The organism is Celeribacter baekdonensis, from assembly GCF_003047105.1.
Classification (GTDB): domain Bacteria; phylum Pseudomonadota; class Alphaproteobacteria; order Rhodobacterales; family Rhodobacteraceae; genus Celeribacter; species Celeribacter baekdonensis_B.
In genome coordinates this window covers 2,044,194-2,062,556 of sequence record NZ_CP028475.1, presented here as the reverse complement: position 1 = coordinate 2,062,556, position 18,363 = coordinate 2,044,194, and the positions used below count along the sequence as shown (strand labels likewise).

Genomic DNA, 18,363 nt, shown 5'->3' with positions numbered 1-18,363 from the left:
AACCCCTGGCAGCCCCGCGCTGCCAAATGTTGGTCGCCAATCGAATGGCGCGCCGGCTCAGAGAGGACATCCAATGCCCCGAATACCGTTTGCCGATGTCAGGTTCCTTCCCGAAGACCTGCCGACTGAATTCGAGCTCAACACGCGCCTGAAACGTTTCCTGCGGCGGTACAGGGAGAACATGGAGAATCCTCCCGATGAGTTGGGCTTGTCGGAAGAGGACCGCGCAAAGATAGAGCGCCGGACGCAAAAATATCTCCGCACGGTCGCGAACCATTCCGGGTTGGCGCACCTCGACAGAAAAGACCGTGCGCGGCTCGAGGTCTTCCGGAAGGGTGCAATGCTTATGCCGGTCGAGACCGAGCATCGCGCCGACGAGATCGCCAGCGCCATTCATACCGCCATGCCGTGGATGGCACCTGCCACCGACCGGCTCTGGCAGGATATGCGGGCTTCGGTCCGCAATGGCGATCCTGCGCCCCGTCTGAGGCCGATGCTCCTCGTTGGTCCGCCAGGGATCGGGAAAAGCCACTTTGCCCGCCTGCTGGGGGATCTGCTCTCCGTTCCAACGACAATCATCGAAGCCACAGGGGAGCCTGCGCCATTTGCTGTGACGGGGTCTCAACGAGGCTGGGGATCGGCGAGCCCGGGTAAGGTTCTGGAAGGGATCATGGCGTCTCAAATTGCCAATCCTGTGATCGTGATCGACGAGATCGAGAAGGCTGGGGTGTCCAGTCGACTGGCGGTCAACGCTATTCTCTGGATGAGGGGCTGCTGCCGCTGCTCGAAAGGTCTACCGCGCGCCACTGGTCACGATGATGCTGGATATTGGCTTTACGCCGTCTGCATACCCGATCTCCCAAGGGCACCATCTGCTTACCATCGAGTTCTGGGTGGCCAGAAAAAGGAACCAATCCAATCTCCGAATCTTATCCTTAATCTTCCTTGCAGTCTCGCGGTTGGTGCTCGTAGGCATGCTTTCATCCTGCCAGTCGACGTACACATTCCAGCCATTATCTCGCAAAAATGCCTGAACCCACCTGACGAGTTCATAGTCCTTGTGGCTGTGTGACAGAAAGGCGGTTTGGCGGTTCTTTTCCAGGGCTTCGTTGATCACACGGCTTCGGTCTTGGAACGATGGTTCCGCCCTGTAATTCATGATTGTCGATTGGTTTACCATCTACCGCCCCACCATACTTGCTGCATCTCATGTGTCTGCAACGGATACGCGACATTCGCACCAGCCGCAGCGAAAGCCTTGAGGCAGCCCGATACCGGTCAATCTTCCAGAGATTGTGGCACTGACCTTAACCTCAACGCCTTTCGTTGTGACCGTGCCCGTGAATTGATCGTGCAAGTCATTCGTTGGAAGACGACAGCGCTGAAGGAAGCAAACGTTTGCGAATTTGGTCGGCCAGTTCGCTGAGATGCGCTGGGAAGCGCCTGTTACGGCGAGCAAGGAGGTGGACGTATACGGATTGGAGTTGAGGCGTCTGAATAGAAACTGCAGAGAGTTGCCCGCTGGCAAGTTCCGCGCTGACGCTGAAAGCTGGCAAGACAGTGATCGCGCGATCTGCAAGTGCCATGCGTGCGAGCAGAGCGATCGAATTGCTCGTGACGACCGGTGAGATCATGAGGCCGTTGTTGATCGCTGCCTCGTCAATCATCTGGCGTATACGGAAATTCGGCCCCATCAGCGCGAGCGGTTCGGCGCAAAGCTCTTCCATTGTCATGCTACGGCGCTGCGACAAGCTGTGCTCCGTGTTCATGATTGCCATCAACGGAACAGTTGCGCGATAGCGCGAGACGATCTGCGGATGCGAGACGGGATGAAAGCCGACGCCGAAATGCACCTCATCCTCAAGTAGAAGGCGCATCATTTTTGTGGTGTCTGTGACACTGACTGTCAGACTGATCCCGGAATAGTCGTCCATGAAGTCATCCAGCGTGTCGTAAAGCGCAGGCCCGAGGAACCCTTCGCCAATGGCGATCTCGACATGACCTGTTCGCGCCGTCGAAATTTCGAGAAGCTGCCCCTCCAACAGTTCCAAGCCAGTTTGACGGGCACGGTAGTAGTCAATGACTGCGTGGCCCGCGTCGGTCAGGCTGATCTCGCGACGGCCATGTTCGATCAAAGGGGTTCCGATTTCCGTTTCGAGCTGGGCGATTTGTCGACTGACCGAAGAGGGAGCAATCTCCAGCAAATCCGCTGCTGCACGCATCGAACCGCTGCGCCAGGCTTCGTATAGGAAATGGATTCGGTGATCGTTGACTTTCATTTCATCCGGTCGGTCGAGAGGTGGCTTATATTAGTATGCTGAAGTAATTATAAATACGTTGCTAATAACGCAACTATTATCACAAAGTTCCGTCATTGATTGCAACATCTCTCTCGGATGTAATGGTTATTATCGTCGCGTCGTTCCTGAAAAATCGGGGCGAACAGTGCGGCAAGCCGGCGTCAGACCGGCAGACATACCACATACAAAACCACAGAGAGGACACCTAATGGAAACCCGCGAAATCAACCCTTGGAACTGGCAAGATGGCTTCGGATTTGCCCATGGCCGCGAAGTGACCGAGGCAAGCCGTATTCTAACGTTGTCCGGCCAATGCGCCACGAATGCTTCCGGCGCTCCTCAGCATCCCGGCGATATGGCTGCGCAATTGTCCCTTGCCGTCGCCAATCTGGGCGAAGTGCTGAAACAAGCCGGAATGACCTATGCCAACGTGCAGGGGATCCGCATTTTCACAACCGACATGGACGCCACACTGGAGAATTGGGGATCGCTGATCGGCCCGTTCGTGGCCGTGGGACATCGCCCGGCCAGCACGCTGGTCGGTACAACTCGTCTGTTCTCGCCCGATCTTATGGTCGAGATCGAAGCCACCGCCTGTGCTTGAGGAGGACCTGATATGATCCGTGGAATCCATCACCCGAGCCTGACCACCGACGACCTCGACGCTTTATTGCCCTTCTATAGTGACTTGCTGGGGTTTGAGGTTATCTCGTCATTCGGCTGGGAAACAGGAAGCGACCTGTCCGAACTGGCAGGCAACATCACCGGCGTGACTGGCTCCACCGCGCGCTCGGCGCTGTTGAAAGCCGGCAACGCCTATCTGGAAATCTTCGAATACACGCTGCCTCTATCGGCGCGCAGCGACACGCCCGCCCTGTCGAACAAAGGCATCGCCCATATCTGTTTCGACAGTGACGACGTGAAGGCCGATCACGCTCGGCTCAGCGCCTCCGGGGTCACCTTCAACTCGGAACCTTTCGACGTCGGCCCAATGCGCGTTTGCTACTGTCAGGACCCCGATGGGAATTTTGTCGAATTGCAACAGATCACAGATCCGCAAAGCGGCTTGTGCCTCCCGGGATACGAAGCCTGAACAACATCTTTCGCCTTTCGCCGGAAGGCACTGCACAAAAACAAAGACCGGCGTAAAAAGACATAACCAACAAGGAGGTTCGTTATGAACCAACCCACTCTTCAGTTCCGAGGTGGACTGGGCATGGCGTTTCTGCCACCCGTTTTGTTCCTCATTTCCTGTTTCCTCTATTTCGTCGTCTTCAAGGCCTTCGATATGACTGCACTGGCAATGGGGGGCTTCGTGTCCCTGTTGATCGGCGCAGTTTTCGCGAAGACCTACAAGGAATACTGGGCGCAGGCCATGAAAGGCATCAGCGGCGAAAGCGCGGTTGCCATCGTCGTTATCCTCTTCATGGTCGGCATGATTTCGGCCCTGATCAAGGCAACGGGCGTCGCCTCCGGCTTCGTCTGGCTGGCGCAGGAAGTCGGTCTCGATACCGGCTACTACACCATGTTCGTTTTCATCGCGGTGAGTCTGATCTCGATGGCTACCGGGTCGTCGATCGGCACGATGTTCACTGCCTTCCCCATCTTCTACGCGGCGGGCATCGACATTGGTGCGGCACCGGGCCCGCTAGCTGGCGCGATCCTGTCCGCAGCCATTCTCGGCGACAACCTTGCCCCGATTTCGGACACGACCATCATCTCGTCTTCGAGCCAGCGTTTCCGTTCGAGAGATGAGGTGGCCGACGTGGGTGGTGTCGTCGAACACCGGGCACGTTATGCGCTGCTTGCAGCCGTGATCTCCGCTGTTTTCTTCCTGGTGGTGGGCATGTCGACGGCGCAAGACACTGGGATTGCCGAATTCTCCGCAGCCGCCTCGCCGCTGCCGCTGCTGATGCTGATCCCGGTTGCGATCATGCTGATCGTTGCGATGATCTCCCGCGATATTTTCCTCGCCGTCACGGTCGGTCTGGTTCTCGGCTCTCTGACGGGGCTTGCGTCCGGTCTCCTGCATGTGAGCGATATTGTTGGTGTTTCGGACGGCGCGCCTTCCGGTTTTCTGTATTCCGGTGTGTCCGGGATGCTGGGCACAGTTGCTCTGGTGATCTCCGTCTTTGGGATCATGGGCGTGCTGCGTGGTGCCGGGATCATGGAAATGATCGTAACAAAACTGACCACTGGCAGTCTTGCATCGACGCCACGCGGTGTTGAAATTGCCATCGGCATCGGAGTTTCCGCAACCACGCTGTTGTTCGGAGGGGTAAACTCCGCTTCAATGCTAACCTTTGGTCCGATCGCAGACGAACTGGGCGCGCGCGTCGGTCTGCATCCGTACCGGCGGGCCAACGTTATGGATTGCTTCGCCCTCGGGCTTGCGTCGGTCGTCCCCGTCCTGAGCGCATACCTGTTCATCGGCGCGCTTCTGACCTCGGGTTATGACAATGCCCCGCGCAATCAACCTTCGCGCTTTTCCCGATGACGATTTACCCACTGGTCTTGACCGTGGTAATGATCATGGCCGTTCTCACCGGCTGGGGCCGCCGCTTTGAGGGGGCCGACGGTTCGGCCAACACGACTCAATAATGACCTGAAAACGCAGGCACCGAAAGGATTTCCCATGGACCGTAATTCCGTCGATTGGACCGGCTATATCCCGGCCATCACCACCCCGTTTGACCGCAAAGGACGTCTCGATCTTGACGCCTTCGATGGGCAGATGGAATGGCTGACCTCTGAGCGCATGCATGGTGTCATCCTTGCAGGCACGAGTGGCGAATGGTTCAGTATGAGCGCTTTGGAACGCGCGCTGCTCTTTCAGGCCGGGGTGCGCTACCGCAAGGCGGGGCTTTGGGTGATCGGTGCCTGCAATGCCTACACCGCCGCTGAGGCGATCACGCACGCGCATGCGGCGGAAGAGGCCGGGCTTGACGGTATCCTGCTCACGCCGCCACCTTACGTTGTGCCGAACCGACGTGAGATCGTGAATTTTTACCGCACCGTTTCAGATGCGTCCAATATTGCGATGACCGTGTACAACTGGCCCAGGGGGTGCATTGTCGACATGGATGCGGATCTGCTGGACGAACTGGCGGATATCGACAATGTTGTTGCGATCAAGAATTCGACGGGCAACTTTGCTGAGTTCCTATCTGGTCTGTATCGCTTGGAAGGCCGAGTGCGCTATTTCGGCCTGCCCACCAGCGAACTTGGCGCTGATCTGGCGCTTCTCGGGCACGGAGACGGCCTGATGGGGTCTGGCGGTGTGTTGGGTGCGGATCATCCGGATTTTTGGCGCGCCATTGCAGATGGAGATCGCGCGCGCGCGATCGAGTTGGGCGAAAGGGACAGGGTTGTTATGACGGACTGGTTCCGGCCTGATTATGGCGTCCAATTTGGAAACCAACAGGCGATCATGAAAACGGCCCTGCGTCTGCGTGGTGTTCCGGCGGGCTTCGTGCGCGATCCCCTCATGGAACTTTCCGCTGACGAGGTCGCGCGGGTCGAAGCAACGCTTCACAAGCTGGGAATTGAAACCCAGCCTCTGGGCTGATCAGGCCATGACCCGTAGCTACGATACAATTGTCATTGGCGGCGGTCTACTGGGTTGCGCCACCGCTTGGATGATTGCGCGTGACGGGGGACAGGTCCTGCTGGTCGAACGCGACCAGATCAATCAACACGCTTCCGGCAGCAATGCCGGGAGCCTTCATTTCCAACTTGAATATCGTATGATCGAACGCGGCATCGAAGCCGCTCGTACAGCGGCAGAAGCGATGCCTTTGCATCTGGACGCTGCCAGACTCTGGTCCGACTTGCCGGGCCTGTGTGGGCAGGAGATCGAGGTCAAGCAGACCGGCGGTCTGATGATTGCAGAAGATGCACATCAAGTCGAACTGCTGGAGAAGAAAACCGAAATCGAGCGCAGTTGGGGGCTCGATAACCAGATGATCGACCGCGCGGAGATCGACCGGCTTGCCCCCTATCTGTCGGATCGTGTGGCCGCGGCGGCCTATTGCCCGACCGAAGGCAAGGCTGATGCGCGCACCGCGGGTCCGGCCTTGGCGCGCGCCGCGTTGCAGGCTGGGGCCGAGATTGAGACCCGAACCGAAGTGACCGGGCTCTCCCGTCAAGCTGGACGCTGGCATGTGGCCGTGACATCGGCTGCGGGCGCAACGACGGTTTCCGCCGAAAGCGTCGTGATTGCTGCGGGCGTCTGGACGACACGCATAGGGCAGATGATGGGCGCGCATCTGCCGACAATCCCTTTGGCACTTATGATGACCGTGACGCAGCGCGTGCCGAAACTGATCCCGCATCTGGTGCAACATGCCGGTGGTCGCCTGTCCCTCAAACAGGCGCTGGACGGCAATATTCTGATTGGTGGCGGCTGGCCTGCGCGCCTGATCAGAAATCAAGATGGAGAGCCGAATTTTGAGGCCAAGCCAGAGCTGTTGGCGAGATCCTTGTCCGGCAACGCCGAAATGGCGATCCGTGTCCTTCCCGATCTGGCGGCGATCCCTGCGATCCGCAGTTGGGTCGGCACCACGACGGTGACGCCGGACCAACTACCGCTTGTCGGGCCGGTGCCAGGCCAGCCTGGTGCCTTCGTGGCAACGGGTGGTTCGGCGTTCACCTTGGGGCCGAGCTTTGCGCAAGTGCTTGCCGCTCTGATCTCGGGCCAGCAACCTGACACCGATTTGAAGGCCTTCGATCCGGCGCGCTACGGGAGGAAGTAAGGTATGTCCAAAGCACAGCGACTTGAGACAAAGCGCGGGCGTGAACTAAAGTTTACATTCGAAGGTGAAACCGTGACGGCCTTTGAGGGCGAGACGCTGGCAACGGCCCTGTTGGCCGCCGGTGTTGCCGCGTTCTCTCTGACGAGGACGGGCGAGCCGCGACTGCCGTTTTGCAACATGGGCACCTGTTTCGACTGTGCCGTTTGCGTCGATGGTCGGTTCCTCGTGCGCGCTTGCCTAACCGATGTGCGCGAGGGAATGCAGGTAAACCGGCAGGAGGGCAAGTGATGCACGACTTGGCGATAGTGGGCGCAGGTCCAGCCGGCATGGCTGCGGCTCTCGCGGTGGCGGAGGCCGGATTTTCTGTCGTGGTGGTGGATGAACAAGCGCGTGCCGGAGGTCAGATATTCCGCCGCCCTCCTGAGGCGTGGGGGGAGCGGCACGGCACCTACCGTCCGTACACTTGGGCGCGTGATCTGATTGAGCGTTTCGAAGATCATCCGGGGATCAAGACCCATTTCAGATCGACCGTCTTTGGTGTGTTGCGCGACCGAGACAGATCGGAGCATGCAGTTTTTGATGTTGCCGTCAGTACCCCTGTCGGCGGGCAAAGGATCACATCGCGGCGTCTGTTGTTGGCCACAGGGGCCTATGACATGCCGGTCGCGTTTCCCGGCTGGACACTGCCCGGTGTGATGACCGCAGGCGCGGTACAGTCGCTGTTGAAAAGCCAGAAGGTTTTGGCGGGAAAGCGGATCGTTCTCGTCGGGTCCCATCCGATCCAGCTCATTCTCGCCGGGCAGCTCCTTGATGCGGGGGCAGAGATCGTGGAAATCGCATTGGCGCGCGACATGCCCGGGTTGGTCGAGATGGTTCGGAGTCTGCCGGCGATTCCGGGCCATGTCTCCATCTTCTCCGAGGGATTGCGAGCTCTCGCGAAAATCGCGCGTCATCGCGTTCCCATCTCGCGCCGCACGGTGGTGAGCGAAGCGGTGAGCAAGGACAACATGTTGGACGTGCGCCTTTCTCAGGTCGATAGAGATTGGAAGAAAACGGGTATAAATCACACGGTCGAGGCCGATGTCTTGGTCCTCGGCTATGGTTTCACGCCTTCAACAGAACTTGCCCGACAAGTTGGCTGTGATCTCATCTGGAATTCGGTGGGGGGCGGCTGGACTGTTTCGCATGATACGGGCTTCCAAAGTTCCGCGCCTGACGTCTTCGTAGCGGGGGAGCCGACAGGCGTGGCCGGAGCCGAGCGGGCCTGGGCTGAGGGCCATATGGCGGGGCTGGCGATTGCGGCGTCGCTTGGTGCGACCATCCCCCCTGTTGCGCTTGCACAGGCCAGACGACGTCTCACCGGCTCCGCGCGCTTCGCGGGCGTGATGCAAGCGATGTTCGCGCCGCGCCGCGCTGCGTTGGCCGAATTGTCTCGACAGGAGGAGACTGTGATCTGCCGGTGCGAGACCATCCGCAACGGGAAAATCGAAAAAACACTGCAAAACAACCCTTTCATTCAATCGGCAAGCGCCGTGAAACTGGAATGCCGCAGCGGCATGGGGCCCTGTCAGGGGCGCTATTGCGAGGCAACGGTTGCTGCGCGTGTTGCCGAGGTGCGAAAGGCGTCGATCGAGGCTTCGGGATATTTCAATGCGCATTTGCCGGTGAAGCCCGTTCCACTTCAGGATTATCGCGATATTGGAGAAGAATAAGATTCAAGTTTTAGGACTGGAAGACGCGGAGCGACCTATACTAACCGCCTCAGACGTCCGTTTTGAGCAGACCGATAGCATCACGATGCAAAGAGCGCTTCCTGCGCAATTGCTGCCGTTAGTGTGGGCGCAGCGAACTTCCGCAATCCTGAAGGTTTTTCGATGTGGGCCGCGGCACGACATTGGCGGCCAAGAGCTGGGGTCCCACGTTGACAAACCTCGGAAGGAGGAAGCCGCGGGGGTCTTGGATCAGGCTATGGGGAAAGTGCGAGGACGGTCGGGGCGACGACTGCGTCAGGGGTGCTGCTGAAGGAGCGCATAGTGCCTGAGACGGGAGCAAACGCGCTTGACGAGCCCGGAAACGCTGAGCGATTTGGCGTGAGAGCTATTGTGTTTCGCGCGAAGGAGGATGGGCGCAGCCTGTCGTGACCGGGTCTGCGGTGGGCAGCCGGTGGTGGTCTGTGGCATCTGACAGGTGGTGTGTCATGTGGCCTGCTCCCGTGGTGGCGCGCGCGACATCGGCTTTTGCCCGCGGCGAAAGATCTCGATGATGCGCATGGGGCCGCCGCAACAGGGGCATGGTTCGCGCAGGGTGAGTGAGACGATCTCGGCGTCGGGTTCTGACGCGGGGGTCTGTTCGGGGCGCTGGACGCAGAGCAATGCGCGGATCTTCGTGATGTTTGCCTTGCGGGTCGAACTGGCCAGCAGGCCGTAGTACCTGATGCGGTGGAACCCGTCAGGCAGGACATGGATCAGGAAGCGACGAATGAACTCCGGCGTTGCCAGCCGCATGACCTTTTGGTGATCGCCGGATTTGATACGGTAATCCTTCCAGCGGAACGCCACGGTATCGGCATCGGCGCTGACCAGGCGGGTGTTCGAGATCGCCACCCGGTGGGTATAGCGGCTGAGATAGGCCAGCACGGCCTCGGGTCCCCCGAAGGGCGGCTTGGCGTAGACCACCCATTCGGATTTGTGGAACGGGGCGAGCCACTGCGCGAAGGCATCAGCCTGCGCCAGCCGTTCGAGAGCACCAAAGAAGACCAGTTTCCCGTCGCGATGCAGATCCCTCAGCCCGTCCAGAAACAGGCGTCGAAACAGTCGCGACAGCACCCTCACATGCAGGAAGAACCCAGGGCGGCAGGCGGTCCACCTTGCGCCATCGGGTGACAGGCCGCCGCCCGGGACAATCATGTGGATGTGGGGATGATGCGTCAGCGCTGATCCCCAAGTGTGGAGCACGCTGGTCATGCCCACCCGGGCACCCATGCGCTTCGGATCGGCCGCAATGGTCGACACCGTTTCGGCGGATGCCTTGAACAGCAGTCCGTAGACCGCCTTCTTGTTCCAATAGGCGATCTGCGCGATCTCGGCTGGCAGGGTGAAGACCACGTGGAAATATTCCACGGGCAGCAGATCCTCGGCGCGCGCCTCCATCCAGTCGCGCGCCGCAGATCCCTGACACTTGGGACAGTGCCGGTTCTTGCAGCTGTTGTAGGCAATGTGATGGTGGCCGCATTTGGCGCAACCCACCACATGCCCGCCGAGCGCCTCGGTCCGGCAGGCTTCAATCGCCGACATTACTTTGAGCTGGCTCAGGCTGACATGCCCCGCATTGGCCCGCCGCCACGCGGGACCATAGGCACGAAAGATGTCAGCGATCTCCAGCTTTGGCCGAGGCGCCTCTCACTCACCACGCCGATGCCACACCGCAGCTTCACCAGACCAGCCATTCGTCTATGGCGCAGCATTTTCTGAGGATGAAGGTCTGCTGAGCGGGACGAAGCGGGCTTTCGCTGCATTTGTGCCAATGACTGCTTTTAAGTTTGCCGAACGGCTCTCGATGCAAACCCGTGAGACAGTCGATTAGGGGGCACAGTCTTGCTTAACCGCATAGAGTTGATCCTCTCCTGTGACCAAGACCGAAGTCGGTTCAGGTAACACCCCAACAACACCGGTGACCCGTTCCTCAGACTCGAGCCTTGTGAAGCGTTCCATATCCTTTGAAACGTGGATCTCACCTGATCGTTTGTCGATGACAAGATAGGTTTGCCAAGGTTCGACATAGTTTACAATGTTGCGTCGGGCGCAACATGTACCTTCTCTCGCTGGCCTTGAAGGAAACTCCTTCGACGTGTGAAGTTGGTCAGAACATCAGGGCAGCCGGGCGGCAAGAAACCGCTCGAGCGCCAAAAAGGAGACGTAATGGAACAGCGCCAGCGTTCTTGGGTCAATTGGCGGAAGTATCTGCTGGCGATTGCCGACCCTTTCATACTTGACCCTATGTTCAGTCTTTCAGGTCTTGGGCGGCCAGCTGAATGGTCGCGTTCCCTAGGTGTCGATGGCTTGGTACGGGCCCAGACCACATACAAATGGAACAAACCGTCGTTCAATGATTGCCTGCGGTTGTTGGGTGCAACAGGCACGTCGCTTCCAGGAAAGATGCCGCAGATCTTCCGCTGCAGGCCCCGGTCGGCGCAAGCTGGTATCACGCTGGCGGGCGCGTATGCCGCCCGGCCCATCGATTTTGTTCTTTCCCACTGATCCAGACAGCCGGAGAAATGTCATGACATCCGATCTTTCGCAATCTGTCACGCTTCGCGGTTATTGCAGCCTTTGCAAGTCACGCTGTGGTGCCATCTACACGGTGCAGGGCGACCGTCTGACTGGTGTCGCGCCCGATCCTGACCATCCCACGGGCGGAGCGATGTGCGCCAAGGGACGTGCCTTACCCGAACTTCTGCACCACCCTGACCGGCTTCGGACACCGCTGCGCCGGACGACTCCGAAGGGCAGCACCGACCCCGGTTGGGTCGAGATCGGCTGGGATGAGGCACTGGACGAGATCACCAGCCGCATGGCGGCCATCCGAGATGCCCACGGCGCCGAGGCGGTGGCCTTTGCCTGCACGACGCCAAGTGGCTCGGCACTGTCCGACAGTCTGGACTGGATTCTTCGGCTGATCTGGCAATTCGGTTCGCCCAATCTGATCGCTGCAGTCGAAGTCTGTAATTTTCAGAAGGATTACGGACAGGAACTGACCTTCGGCAAGGCCTTGGGGATGCCCGATTACGATCAGGCCGATATCATTGTTCTCTGGGGGCAGAACCCTACGCGCACCTGGCTTGCCCAGGCGCAGAGGATTGCCGAGGCGCGGCGGCGTGGTGCCAAGCTGGTCGTGATCGACCCCAAGCGTGCCGGCAGCGGCGAGCAGGCGGATCTGTGGCTGCGCATTCGTCCCGGCACCGATGCGGCGCTGGCCATGGGGGCGATCCGGCACCTGCTGATGACCGATCGTTTTGCCACCGGCTTCGTGCGTGAGTGGACGGATGCGGCCTTCCTGATTGATCGCGACAGCGGCGACCGTCTGACCGCCGCAGAGATCGCCGGTCCAGAGGGCGATGGCTTTGTTATATACAGCCAGGTTGACGGTGTCGTGGCAGTTGATCCGCGGGCGGAGGCGGAGATGCCTGGGGATACGGATTTGTTCTTCGACGGCACCGTGGTCGACAAGGCAGGCCGGTCTCGGCAGGTGGCCAGCGCGCTTGCACTGCTGCGCAAAGAGGCTGAATTCTGGAATCTGCCGCAAGTGGCCGCAACCACGGGGATCGAGCCTGCGGCACTCTCCGCATTCTTTGATCTGCTGGCTGGACCGGGGCGGCTGAGCTATTACCACTGGACCGGGTTTGCCCAGGCCGGGAACGCCACTCTGACGACCCGGGCGGTCAGTTCGCTTTTCGCGCTGCGCGACGATGTGGATGCCGAGGGCGGTAACCGCTGGCTGCCGACGCTCGACTTGATGCGTATCGCGGAGCCCGCCCTTCTAAGCGCCAATCAGCGCTCCCGTGCGCTGGCGCTGGACCGGCTGCCACTGGGGCCGCCGCGTCACGGCTTTGCCACGCTGCGCGACGTTTGCCAGTCGATTGAGGGCGAGGCACCTAACCGTGTGCGGATGCTGTTCAATTTCGGGTCAAACCTTCTGACCAGCCAGCCCGATGCGCAGCGTACCCGCCGCGCCCTTAGCCAACTGGAATTCCAGGTGCATTGCGATCAGTTCATGACCCCGACCGCCGAGATGGCCGACATCGTTTTGCCTGTGGCCGCGCCGTTGGAGCATGACACAATCCGCCTCGGGTTCGAGATTACCGAACGTGCCGCGGGCCATGTGCAGTTCCGCCCGGCGCTGCTTTCTCCACCTGGGAGCGCCCGTGCCGATCACCAGATCGCCCGCGCGCTGGCCAGGCGGTTGGAACTTGAGGGCGAGCTGTGGTCCTTGCCGCTGGACGAAGCGCTGGATCGTGTGCTCGCGCCTTCGAACCTGAGTGTCGCGAAACTTCGCGCGACGCCGGAAGGGATCACGCTGCCGCTGCAACATGTGTCCCGCGGCTATGCCCAATCCGACGCCGAAGGGCGTCGGCACGGCTTTGCGACCCCCACCGGGCGGGTCGAGTTTCATTCGACCCAGATGCATGCTCATGGATATCCGTCGATCGCGCGGGCAGAGCGACCCGCTGCGCCCGATCCGCGTAATCCGGTGCAGGTCACCACGGCGAAATCCGGCTATTTCACCCATAGCTCGCTACGCAATCTGGTGTCGCTGCGCCGCCGGGCACCTGATCCGTCGGTGGATCTGGGGCCGGAGTTGGCCGAACGACACGGGCTGATGGTGGGGGATTGGGTGATCCTTAGCACGCAACTGGGCAGCGTACGGCTGCGAGTGAGGATCGATCCGTTGCTGGCAGATGGGGTCGCGATCGCGGAATATGGCTGGTGGCAGGGCTGCGAGGCGATGGCCTCGGAGCAATTGCCGGTCACAGGGGTGAACAGTTCCAATATCAATGCTGTGATCTCTGACGTCATGCGCGATCCAATCAGCGGTGCCCCTCCATTGCGGCAGTTTTTCTGCGCGATAGAAAGGGACGAGGCGGCCTCTCTGGGCAATTGGCAGGGATCTCGTGCCTTCGTTGTGGTCCAGCACGAGATTGTCGGTGGCGACATCCTGCGTCTGGGATTGCGTCCCGAGGATGGAGGTGCGCTGCCGTGTTTCCACCCGGGTCAGCATATCGGCATCGCGGTGCCTGGGGTCGAGGGGCGGCGGTTCTATTCGCTCAATACCGATGGCGCTGTGGCCGTTCGGTGGGAGCTGGCGATCCGACGCGGGAATGCCGATGCGGGCATGTCAATTTCCTGCCACCTGCATGACCATCTGCGGCAGGGTGACCGACTGATGCTGACCGCGCCAGCGGGGAGCTTTTGCGTGCCGGCCAGTAGCACCCGACCGGTGGTCTGCGTCGCCGGGGGCATCGGCATTACGCCGTTCCTGTCGGCTTTCCGGGCCGCAGGGCGCGGCGAGGGCGGAGGTCCGATCCACCTTCACTACCTGGCACGCAACGTCGAAGCGGCGGTTTTCCACGAGGAACTGGCCGCGCTGGCCGCAGGGCAGGGGAGGATGTCTTTCGATCTTTGGCTGAAGGATGGCGCGCTGCCCGAGGCCCCCTGGGCGCACCATGGTTCGGGCGTTGAACCGATTTCCACCGCAATAGATCAGGAACTTCTGGATCGCCGACCGCTGTTCTACCTCTGCGGGCCAGCTGGCATGATGGAGGCGATGCGCAAGGTGCTTGTGGCCCGTGGCGTGCCGGCGGCCGACATCCTGAGCGAAGCCTTCAAGAGCGAGGTTGCGCTGCCCGATGACATCGGTCCGGCCACGGTGACACTGGAGCGCAGTGGCCAGAGTTTCCAATGGGAAGCAAGTGATGGCTCAATCCTGGCCGCGGCCTCCGCAGCGGGGATATCACTGCCTAGTGGTTGCCAAGTTGGTCAGTGCGAAAGCTGCGCCGTGCGCGTGGTGAGCGGGCGTTTCCATTGCGCGACAGAGTCCGAGCTTGGCACCGATCAGTGTCTCACCTGCCAGTCGGTACCCCTAGGGGATCTGACGCTGGACCTTTAACCGCATTGAAATACCGGTGTGGTCTCCACCCCGGACGGGCGATTGCTCGGGGAAGGTTCTTTCCATACGATCCGGATCTCATGAACCGAGTTCCGACATCACCAAGTCGTTGTTGGGTGCGATCCCGCTGTCGGAGCTCGACGACGCCTAGTTCGATTGATCCTTCGGTCCGGCATAAACGCCGGATGTCAAAAAGAAACAGCCCGCGCGGTGAAGATTACCGCGCGGGCTGCAATCGCTTCGGGGCAGGGAGCGTCAGCCCAGCTTCAGACCTGAAGCCGGATTAGTGACCTGCTGCAGTTCGACGAAATTTCCGTCGGGATCCTGGCAGAACACCACGCGGGTCGGGCCCGCGTCGAGCGGGGTGCCGACGAATGGAACACCGGCGGCCGACAGCGTGTCATAGGCGCCTTGCACATCGGCGACGTCGAAACAGATATGGGCGATGCCCTTGTCGGCCAGGGTGGGGGTGTCGTCGCGTTTCGGTTCCGGCTTGGAATATTCGAAGATTTCCAGAAAAGCATTGCCCGCCTTCAGCGTCATGGCGCGCGCGGTCGATCCCTTGATGCCGGTGATGCCCGAGGCGAAGTCGGACATTTCCGACCCTGCTTCCCAGCCCATTTCCGACACCGTTTCAAGGCCCAGCAGGTCGCGGTAGAAGCCAAGCGCCCGGTCCATGTCGCCGGTCACCAGAGAGGGGTGATGGATACCGTTGATCATGCCGTCACTCCGCCGCGGTGGCTTCGATTTCGACCATCAGGTCGGGGTGGAACAACCCGGTGGTGCCTACCAGGGTGGAGGAAGGGCGGCAATCGGCGGCGTTGATACGGCCGAGCACTTCACCCCAATTGACCAGCGCAGCGTTCACGTCGGTGGCAAAGACGCGGATGCGCACGATGTTCGACAGGTCCATACCGGCCTTTTTCAGCACCGCTTCGATATTGTCGATCGCCTGGGTGATCTGGGCGCCCATGTCGCCGGGTGCCTGCGGCACACCATCGGGGCCGGTGGCGCATTGGCCGGACACTTCGATGATGCGTTTCGGGGCGGTCACTTCGACACCGTGGGAAAAGCCGAAATCGTATTGCCAGTTCCAGGGATTGATTGCGTTCGTGGTCATTTGGTCTGCTTTCTGTGAGAGGGGGCTAGGGTGTGAACCCAATTCCTTGTCTTGCTGAAATGGGCTCTTCATGATTCATCTGCGGAAAACAGGTGCATGATGGCGAGATTTGATCTGAGCGACGAAGAATGGGCTGCAATCCGGCCTCATTTACCCAAACAAGGGCGCGGTCCGCAGCGCAAGGATGACAGAACAGTCTTGAATGGCATTTTCTATGTTCTGCGCACGGGGGCGCCGTGGCGCGATCTGCCGGACCGGTATGGCCCGCGCACGACTGTTTACAACCGCTATGTCCGCTGGGGTGAGCGCGGGATTTGGCAAGGGATATTTGATGTGCTGGCGACGGAATGTGAGGACGCGCTGATCTTCATTGATAGTTCAATCGTCAAGGCACACCGGGCGGCAGCAGGCTCAAAAGGGGGGAGTTGGCGCAAGGTATTGGACGCTCACGCGGCGGTCGCGGCAGCAAGGTTCACGTCGCCGTAGACCATCGCGGCCTGCCTCTACGGTTCGCGATTACAGGCGCACAAAGGCATGATAGCAAGGTATTTGGTTCATTTGTCGGCTGGCAAAAACAGCCGACAGCTATCGTCGCAGACAAAGCCTATGGCTCAAAAGCCATCCGCCAAACCATCGCTGACGAAGGCGCATTGGCAGTGATCCCATCCAAGTCAAACGCCCGCATCCACATCCCACATGACCCCGACATCTACGCCCAGCGAAACCTTGTAGAGCGGTTCTTCTGCCGCATGAAAGACATGCGAAGGCTAACAACGAGATACGAAAAGTTGAAACGCAACTTCCTGTCGATGGTCCATATCTTTGCAATCAGATGTTGGCTGAATTGAGTCCACACCCTAGAAAAGAGGCGGCCACCGGGGCCGCCTTTCTGTCTGGGTCAGTTGCGCGACAGGCCAAATTCTTCGGCCACCGCGTCCAGTTCCGCGCGGTAGAAGTCCAGCGCAGCCTGGCCATCGACGCCCTTGGTACCGGCCTTTGCGACCCATTCCTGCGCCAGCGGTTCCAGCTTCGCATGTAGCTGCGCCAGACTTTCGCCCTCGATCATGTGCTGGGTCAGCCCGGCCTCGTGCAGTTTCTCAAGGCTCGCGGTGTTGCGGTCGGCCCAGACCTGGGCAAAGCGCTTGACCATGGCTTCGCCGCTCAGCGCGTCGATGGCGGCCTTGTCTGCGTCGCTGATTTTGTTCTAGGCGCGGTCGGAGATGACGAGGAATTGGCTCGAGGCCGAGAACCCGCCCGGCGCGGAGAAGAAGTTGGGCATGTGGTCGATCATGTTGAAGTCGATCACCGTGCTGTAATCCTGGAACATGCCGTCGATGATGCCGCGCGAAATCTGGTCATAGGCCTCGGTGATCGGCGAGGAAATCGACACCATGCCGAGCTTGGTGGAAATCTTTTCTACCAGTGTGCCGGGAATGCGGATGCGCATCCCGTCCAGGTCTTTCAGGGTTTCCGGCCCGGCCTTGGTAAACAGTTGATAGGACCCGGGCACCCACAGGCCCAGCAAATGCGTGCCCTTGTGTTCGTTTGCTTGGGCCATGAACTTTTCATAGGTGCGCCAGTAGGCGACCGAGTTCACTACCGCGTTTTCGGCGGTGAAGGGAAGTTCCGCGAATTCGGTCAGAGTGAACCGCTCCGGGGAATAGGAATGCACCGCGAAGGCGATGTCGGCGACACCGTTGCGAACCAGGTCGAAATGTGCGGTCGGCGCCCCGAGGGCGGGCAGGAACTGAATCTTGACACGGCCTTCTGTGGCGGATTCGACATCCTTGGCCCAGGGCTGGAACATGTCGACGGTCAGCGTGTGGGTCGGCGGCACCCAGTTGGAAAAGCGCAGGGTGATGTTTTCGGCGAATGCCTGGCCGCAGGACGCAATCAGCGCCGCGCCCGCCACAAGGCTTTTCATGCGCAAAGAAAGGGACATAGGGTTCTCCTGTTGGTTGGTCTTATTGGTTGTTGGATGGAACGGGATCACATGAGCCCGGGAAGCCAGAGCACCAGCCCGGCGACCAGCGCAGCCAGGCGATCCGGGCGGTCAGCGCCGATAGCAGCGTCACCGACACATGTTCGTTCTTCAGCGTTACGATCGGCAGCGCGGCGAAGACCATGGCGCCCACTGCGATCTCGGTCACCTCATAGGCGCCGGGGATCGGCTTGGCGAAAGTCCGCATGGTCACGTCGCCGAAGGACACGAACATGATCAGAAGGATGAAAGCTGAGGTCAGCAGCCAGAGAGCTGTGCGCAGATTTGCGGCGGCTGAACGTATGGCGACTGAACGTATCATGTGGCGTTTCCCCGTAGTTTTGGATACCGGTGTTTTGGCGTTTGAAGGACTATTCAGCGCGGGCATGTCGGCATCAATGATAACGAAAACGCAAATGCGTTGCGTTTTGCGCAACGCTGGGCCAAAATCGTTTCGCCCGAACACAGGGTCTCTTCTGAAAGTCAGCCGATGCAGATCAACCACAACCGCACCCGTTTCCTTTACATCTCATGACGTTGCGGCTC

At 60.0% G+C, this 18,363-nt stretch carries 17 protein-coding genes and 2 pseudogenes; 11 read left to right on the top strand and 8 right to left on the bottom strand.

The features are described from left to right. Positions 1-73: 73 nt before the first annotated feature. Positions 74-676, top strand: a pseudogene (locus DA792_RS23310) (AAA family ATPase); the annotation flags it as partial. Positions 677-793: 117 nt separating this feature from the next. Here DA792_RS23310 and DA792_RS23305 read toward each other — a convergent pair. Continuing rightward, entirely contained in the window at positions 794-1,159 is a 366-nt protein-coding gene (locus tag DA792_RS23305; RefSeq protein WP_107722707.1) for a toll/interleukin-1 receptor domain-containing protein, read from the bottom strand. A gap of 199 nt (positions 1,160-1,358) precedes the next feature. After that, the gene (locus DA792_RS13715) at positions 1,359-2,279 is read right to left on the bottom strand and encodes a LysR family transcriptional regulator (RefSeq protein WP_107720421.1); all 921 of its coding nucleotides are present in this window, start codon (positions 2,277-2,279) and stop codon (positions 1,359-1,361) included. A 229-nt stretch (positions 2,280-2,508) separates the two neighbouring features. Here DA792_RS13715 and DA792_RS13710 point away from each other — a divergent pair, with 229 nt between their 5' ends. The 7 genes from DA792_RS13710 (at position 2,509) to DA792_RS13680 (ending at position 8,766) form a co-directional block, all read left to right on the top strand. Continuing rightward, entirely contained in the window at positions 2,509-2,904 is a 396-nt protein-coding gene (locus DA792_RS13710) for a RidA family protein (RefSeq protein ID WP_107720420.1), read from the top strand. Positions 2,905-2,916: 12 nt separating this feature from the next. After that, positions 2,917-3,393: a VOC family protein gene (locus tag DA792_RS13705; protein ID WP_107720419.1), complete on the top strand. Its 477-nt coding sequence runs from the start codon at positions 2,917-2,919 to the stop codon at positions 3,391-3,393. Positions 3,394-3,477: 84 nt separating this feature from the next. Continuing rightward, the gene (locus tag DA792_RS13700; protein ID WP_199908063.1) at positions 3,478-4,797 is read left to right on the top strand and encodes a Na+/H+ antiporter NhaC family protein; all 1,320 of its coding nucleotides are present in this window, start codon (positions 3,478-3,480) and stop codon (positions 4,795-4,797) included. Positions 4,798-4,935: 138 nt separating this feature from the next. After that, the gene (locus DA792_RS13695) at positions 4,936-5,868 is read left to right on the top strand and encodes a dihydrodipicolinate synthase family protein (RefSeq protein WP_107720418.1); all 933 of its coding nucleotides are present in this window, start codon (positions 4,936-4,938) and stop codon (positions 5,866-5,868) included. Positions 5,869-5,875: 7 nt separating this feature from the next. Continuing rightward, positions 5,876-7,054, top strand: coding sequence for an NAD(P)/FAD-dependent oxidoreductase (locus tag DA792_RS13690; protein ID WP_107722706.1), 1,179 nt, complete (start codon positions 5,876-5,878; stop codon positions 7,052-7,054). Positions 7,055-7,057: 3 nt separating this feature from the next. Then, positions 7,058-7,342, top strand: a complete 285-nt coding sequence (locus DA792_RS13685) for a (2Fe-2S)-binding protein (RefSeq protein ID WP_107719782.1) — start codon at positions 7,058-7,060, stop codon at positions 7,340-7,342. After that, positions 7,342-8,766, top strand: a complete 1,425-nt coding sequence (locus tag DA792_RS13680) for an NAD(P)/FAD-dependent oxidoreductase (protein ID WP_107720417.1) — start codon at positions 7,342-7,344, stop codon at positions 8,764-8,766. The genes DA792_RS13685 and DA792_RS13680 overlap by 1 nt, the downstream gene beginning before the upstream one ends. Before the next feature lie 483 nt (positions 8,767-9,249). Here DA792_RS13680 and DA792_RS13670 read toward each other — a convergent pair whose 3' ends face one another. Then, the gene (locus DA792_RS13670; protein ID WP_107720415.1) at positions 9,250-10,434 is read right to left on the bottom strand and encodes an IS91 family transposase; all 1,185 of its coding nucleotides are present in this window, start codon (positions 10,432-10,434) and stop codon (positions 9,250-9,252) included. Positions 10,435-10,971: 537 nt separating this feature from the next. Here DA792_RS13670 and DA792_RS22270 point away from each other — a divergent pair. After that, complete coding sequence (locus DA792_RS22270) at positions 10,972-11,310, top strand: hypothetical protein (protein ID WP_159075273.1); 339 nt, start codon at positions 10,972-10,974, stop codon at positions 11,308-11,310. A 22-nt stretch (positions 11,311-11,332) separates the two neighbouring features. Next, positions 11,333-14,716: a molybdopterin-dependent oxidoreductase gene (locus DA792_RS13665; RefSeq protein WP_159075272.1), complete on the top strand. Its 3,384-nt coding sequence runs from the start codon at positions 11,333-11,335 to the stop codon at positions 14,714-14,716. Positions 14,717-14,971: 255 nt separating this feature from the next. On the opposite strand, the gene DA792_RS13660 is transcribed toward DA792_RS13665, so the two are convergent. Further along, on the bottom strand, positions 14,972-15,436 hold the full coding sequence (locus tag DA792_RS13660; protein WP_107720413.1) for a VOC family protein: 465 nt from the start codon (positions 15,434-15,436) through the stop codon (positions 14,972-14,974). Positions 15,437-15,440: 4 nt separating this feature from the next. Continuing rightward, a complete protein-coding gene (locus DA792_RS13655; RefSeq protein ID WP_107720412.1) occupies positions 15,441-15,836 on the bottom strand; it encodes a RidA family protein in 396 nt (131 codons plus the stop codon). Positions 15,837-15,962: 126 nt separating this feature from the next. On the opposite strand from DA792_RS13655, the pseudogene DA792_RS23300 reads away from it, so the two are divergent. Then, a pseudogene (locus tag DA792_RS23300) lies at positions 15,963-16,684 on the top strand (IS5 family transposase); the annotation flags it as partial. Between the two features lie 50 nt (positions 16,685-16,734). On the opposite strand, the gene DA792_RS13640 reads toward DA792_RS23300, so the two are convergent. From DA792_RS13640 to DA792_RS13630, 3 genes are read right to left on the bottom strand one after another with little or no spacing between them, the layout of a single operon-like run. Continuing rightward, complete coding sequence (locus DA792_RS13640) at positions 16,735-16,986, bottom strand: hypothetical protein (protein WP_107720411.1); 252 nt, start codon at positions 16,984-16,986, stop codon at positions 16,735-16,737. 54 nt (positions 16,987-17,040) lie between these two features. Then, positions 17,041-17,778, bottom strand: a complete 738-nt coding sequence (gene dctP / locus DA792_RS13635) for a TRAP transporter substrate-binding protein DctP (RefSeq protein ID WP_107720410.1) — start codon at positions 17,776-17,778, stop codon at positions 17,041-17,043. Between the two features lie 22 nt (positions 17,779-17,800). Further along, positions 17,801-18,322: a TRAP transporter small permease gene (locus tag DA792_RS13630; RefSeq protein ID WP_159075271.1), complete on the bottom strand. Its 522-nt coding sequence runs from the start codon at positions 18,320-18,322 to the stop codon at positions 17,801-17,803. Between the last annotated feature and the right edge of the window lie 41 nt (positions 18,323-18,363).

Coding starts and splice junctions, on each gene's coding strand:
- dctP (WP_107720410.1), bottom strand. CDS start 17,778: ATGTCCCTTTCTTTGCGCATGAAAAGCCTTGTGGCGGGCGCGGCGCTG.
- DA792_RS13665 (WP_159075272.1), top strand. CDS start 11,333: ATGACATCCGATCTTTCGCAATCTGTCACGCTTCGCGGTTATTGCAGC.
- DA792_RS13690 (WP_107722706.1), top strand. CDS start 5,876: ATGACCCGTAGCTACGATACAATTGTCATTGGCGGCGGTCTACTGGGT.
- DA792_RS13710 (WP_107720420.1), top strand. CDS start 2,509: ATGGAAACCCGCGAAATCAACCCTTGGAACTGGCAAGATGGCTTCGGA.
- DA792_RS23305 (WP_107722707.1), bottom strand. CDS start 1,159: ATGAATTACAGGGCGGAACCATCGTTCCAAGACCGAAGCCGTGTGATC.
- DA792_RS13715 (WP_107720421.1), bottom strand. CDS start 2,279: ATGAAAGTCAACGATCACCGAATCCATTTCCTATACGAAGCCTGGCGC.
- DA792_RS13655 (WP_107720412.1), bottom strand. CDS start 15,836: ATGACCACGAACGCAATCAATCCCTGGAACTGGCAATACGATTTCGGC.
- DA792_RS13685 (WP_107719782.1), top strand. CDS start 7,058: ATGTCCAAAGCACAGCGACTTGAGACAAAGCGCGGGCGTGAACTAAAG.
- DA792_RS13660 (WP_107720413.1), bottom strand. CDS start 15,436: ATGATCAACGGTATCCATCACCCCTCTCTGGTGACCGGCGACATGGAC.
- DA792_RS13695 (WP_107720418.1), top strand. CDS start 4,936: ATGGACCGTAATTCCGTCGATTGGACCGGCTATATCCCGGCCATCACC.
- DA792_RS13705 (WP_107720419.1), top strand. CDS start 2,917: ATGATCCGTGGAATCCATCACCCGAGCCTGACCACCGACGACCTCGAC.
- DA792_RS13640 (WP_107720411.1), bottom strand. CDS start 16,986: ATGGTCAAGCGCTTTGCCCAGGTCTGGGCCGACCGCAACACCGCGAGC.
- DA792_RS13700 (WP_199908063.1), top strand. CDS start 3,478: ATGAACCAACCCACTCTTCAGTTCCGAGGTGGACTGGGCATGGCGTTT.
- DA792_RS22270 (WP_159075273.1), top strand. CDS start 10,972: ATGGAACAGCGCCAGCGTTCTTGGGTCAATTGGCGGAAGTATCTGCTG.
- DA792_RS13680 (WP_107720417.1), top strand. CDS start 7,342: ATGCACGACTTGGCGATAGTGGGCGCAGGTCCAGCCGGCATGGCTGCG.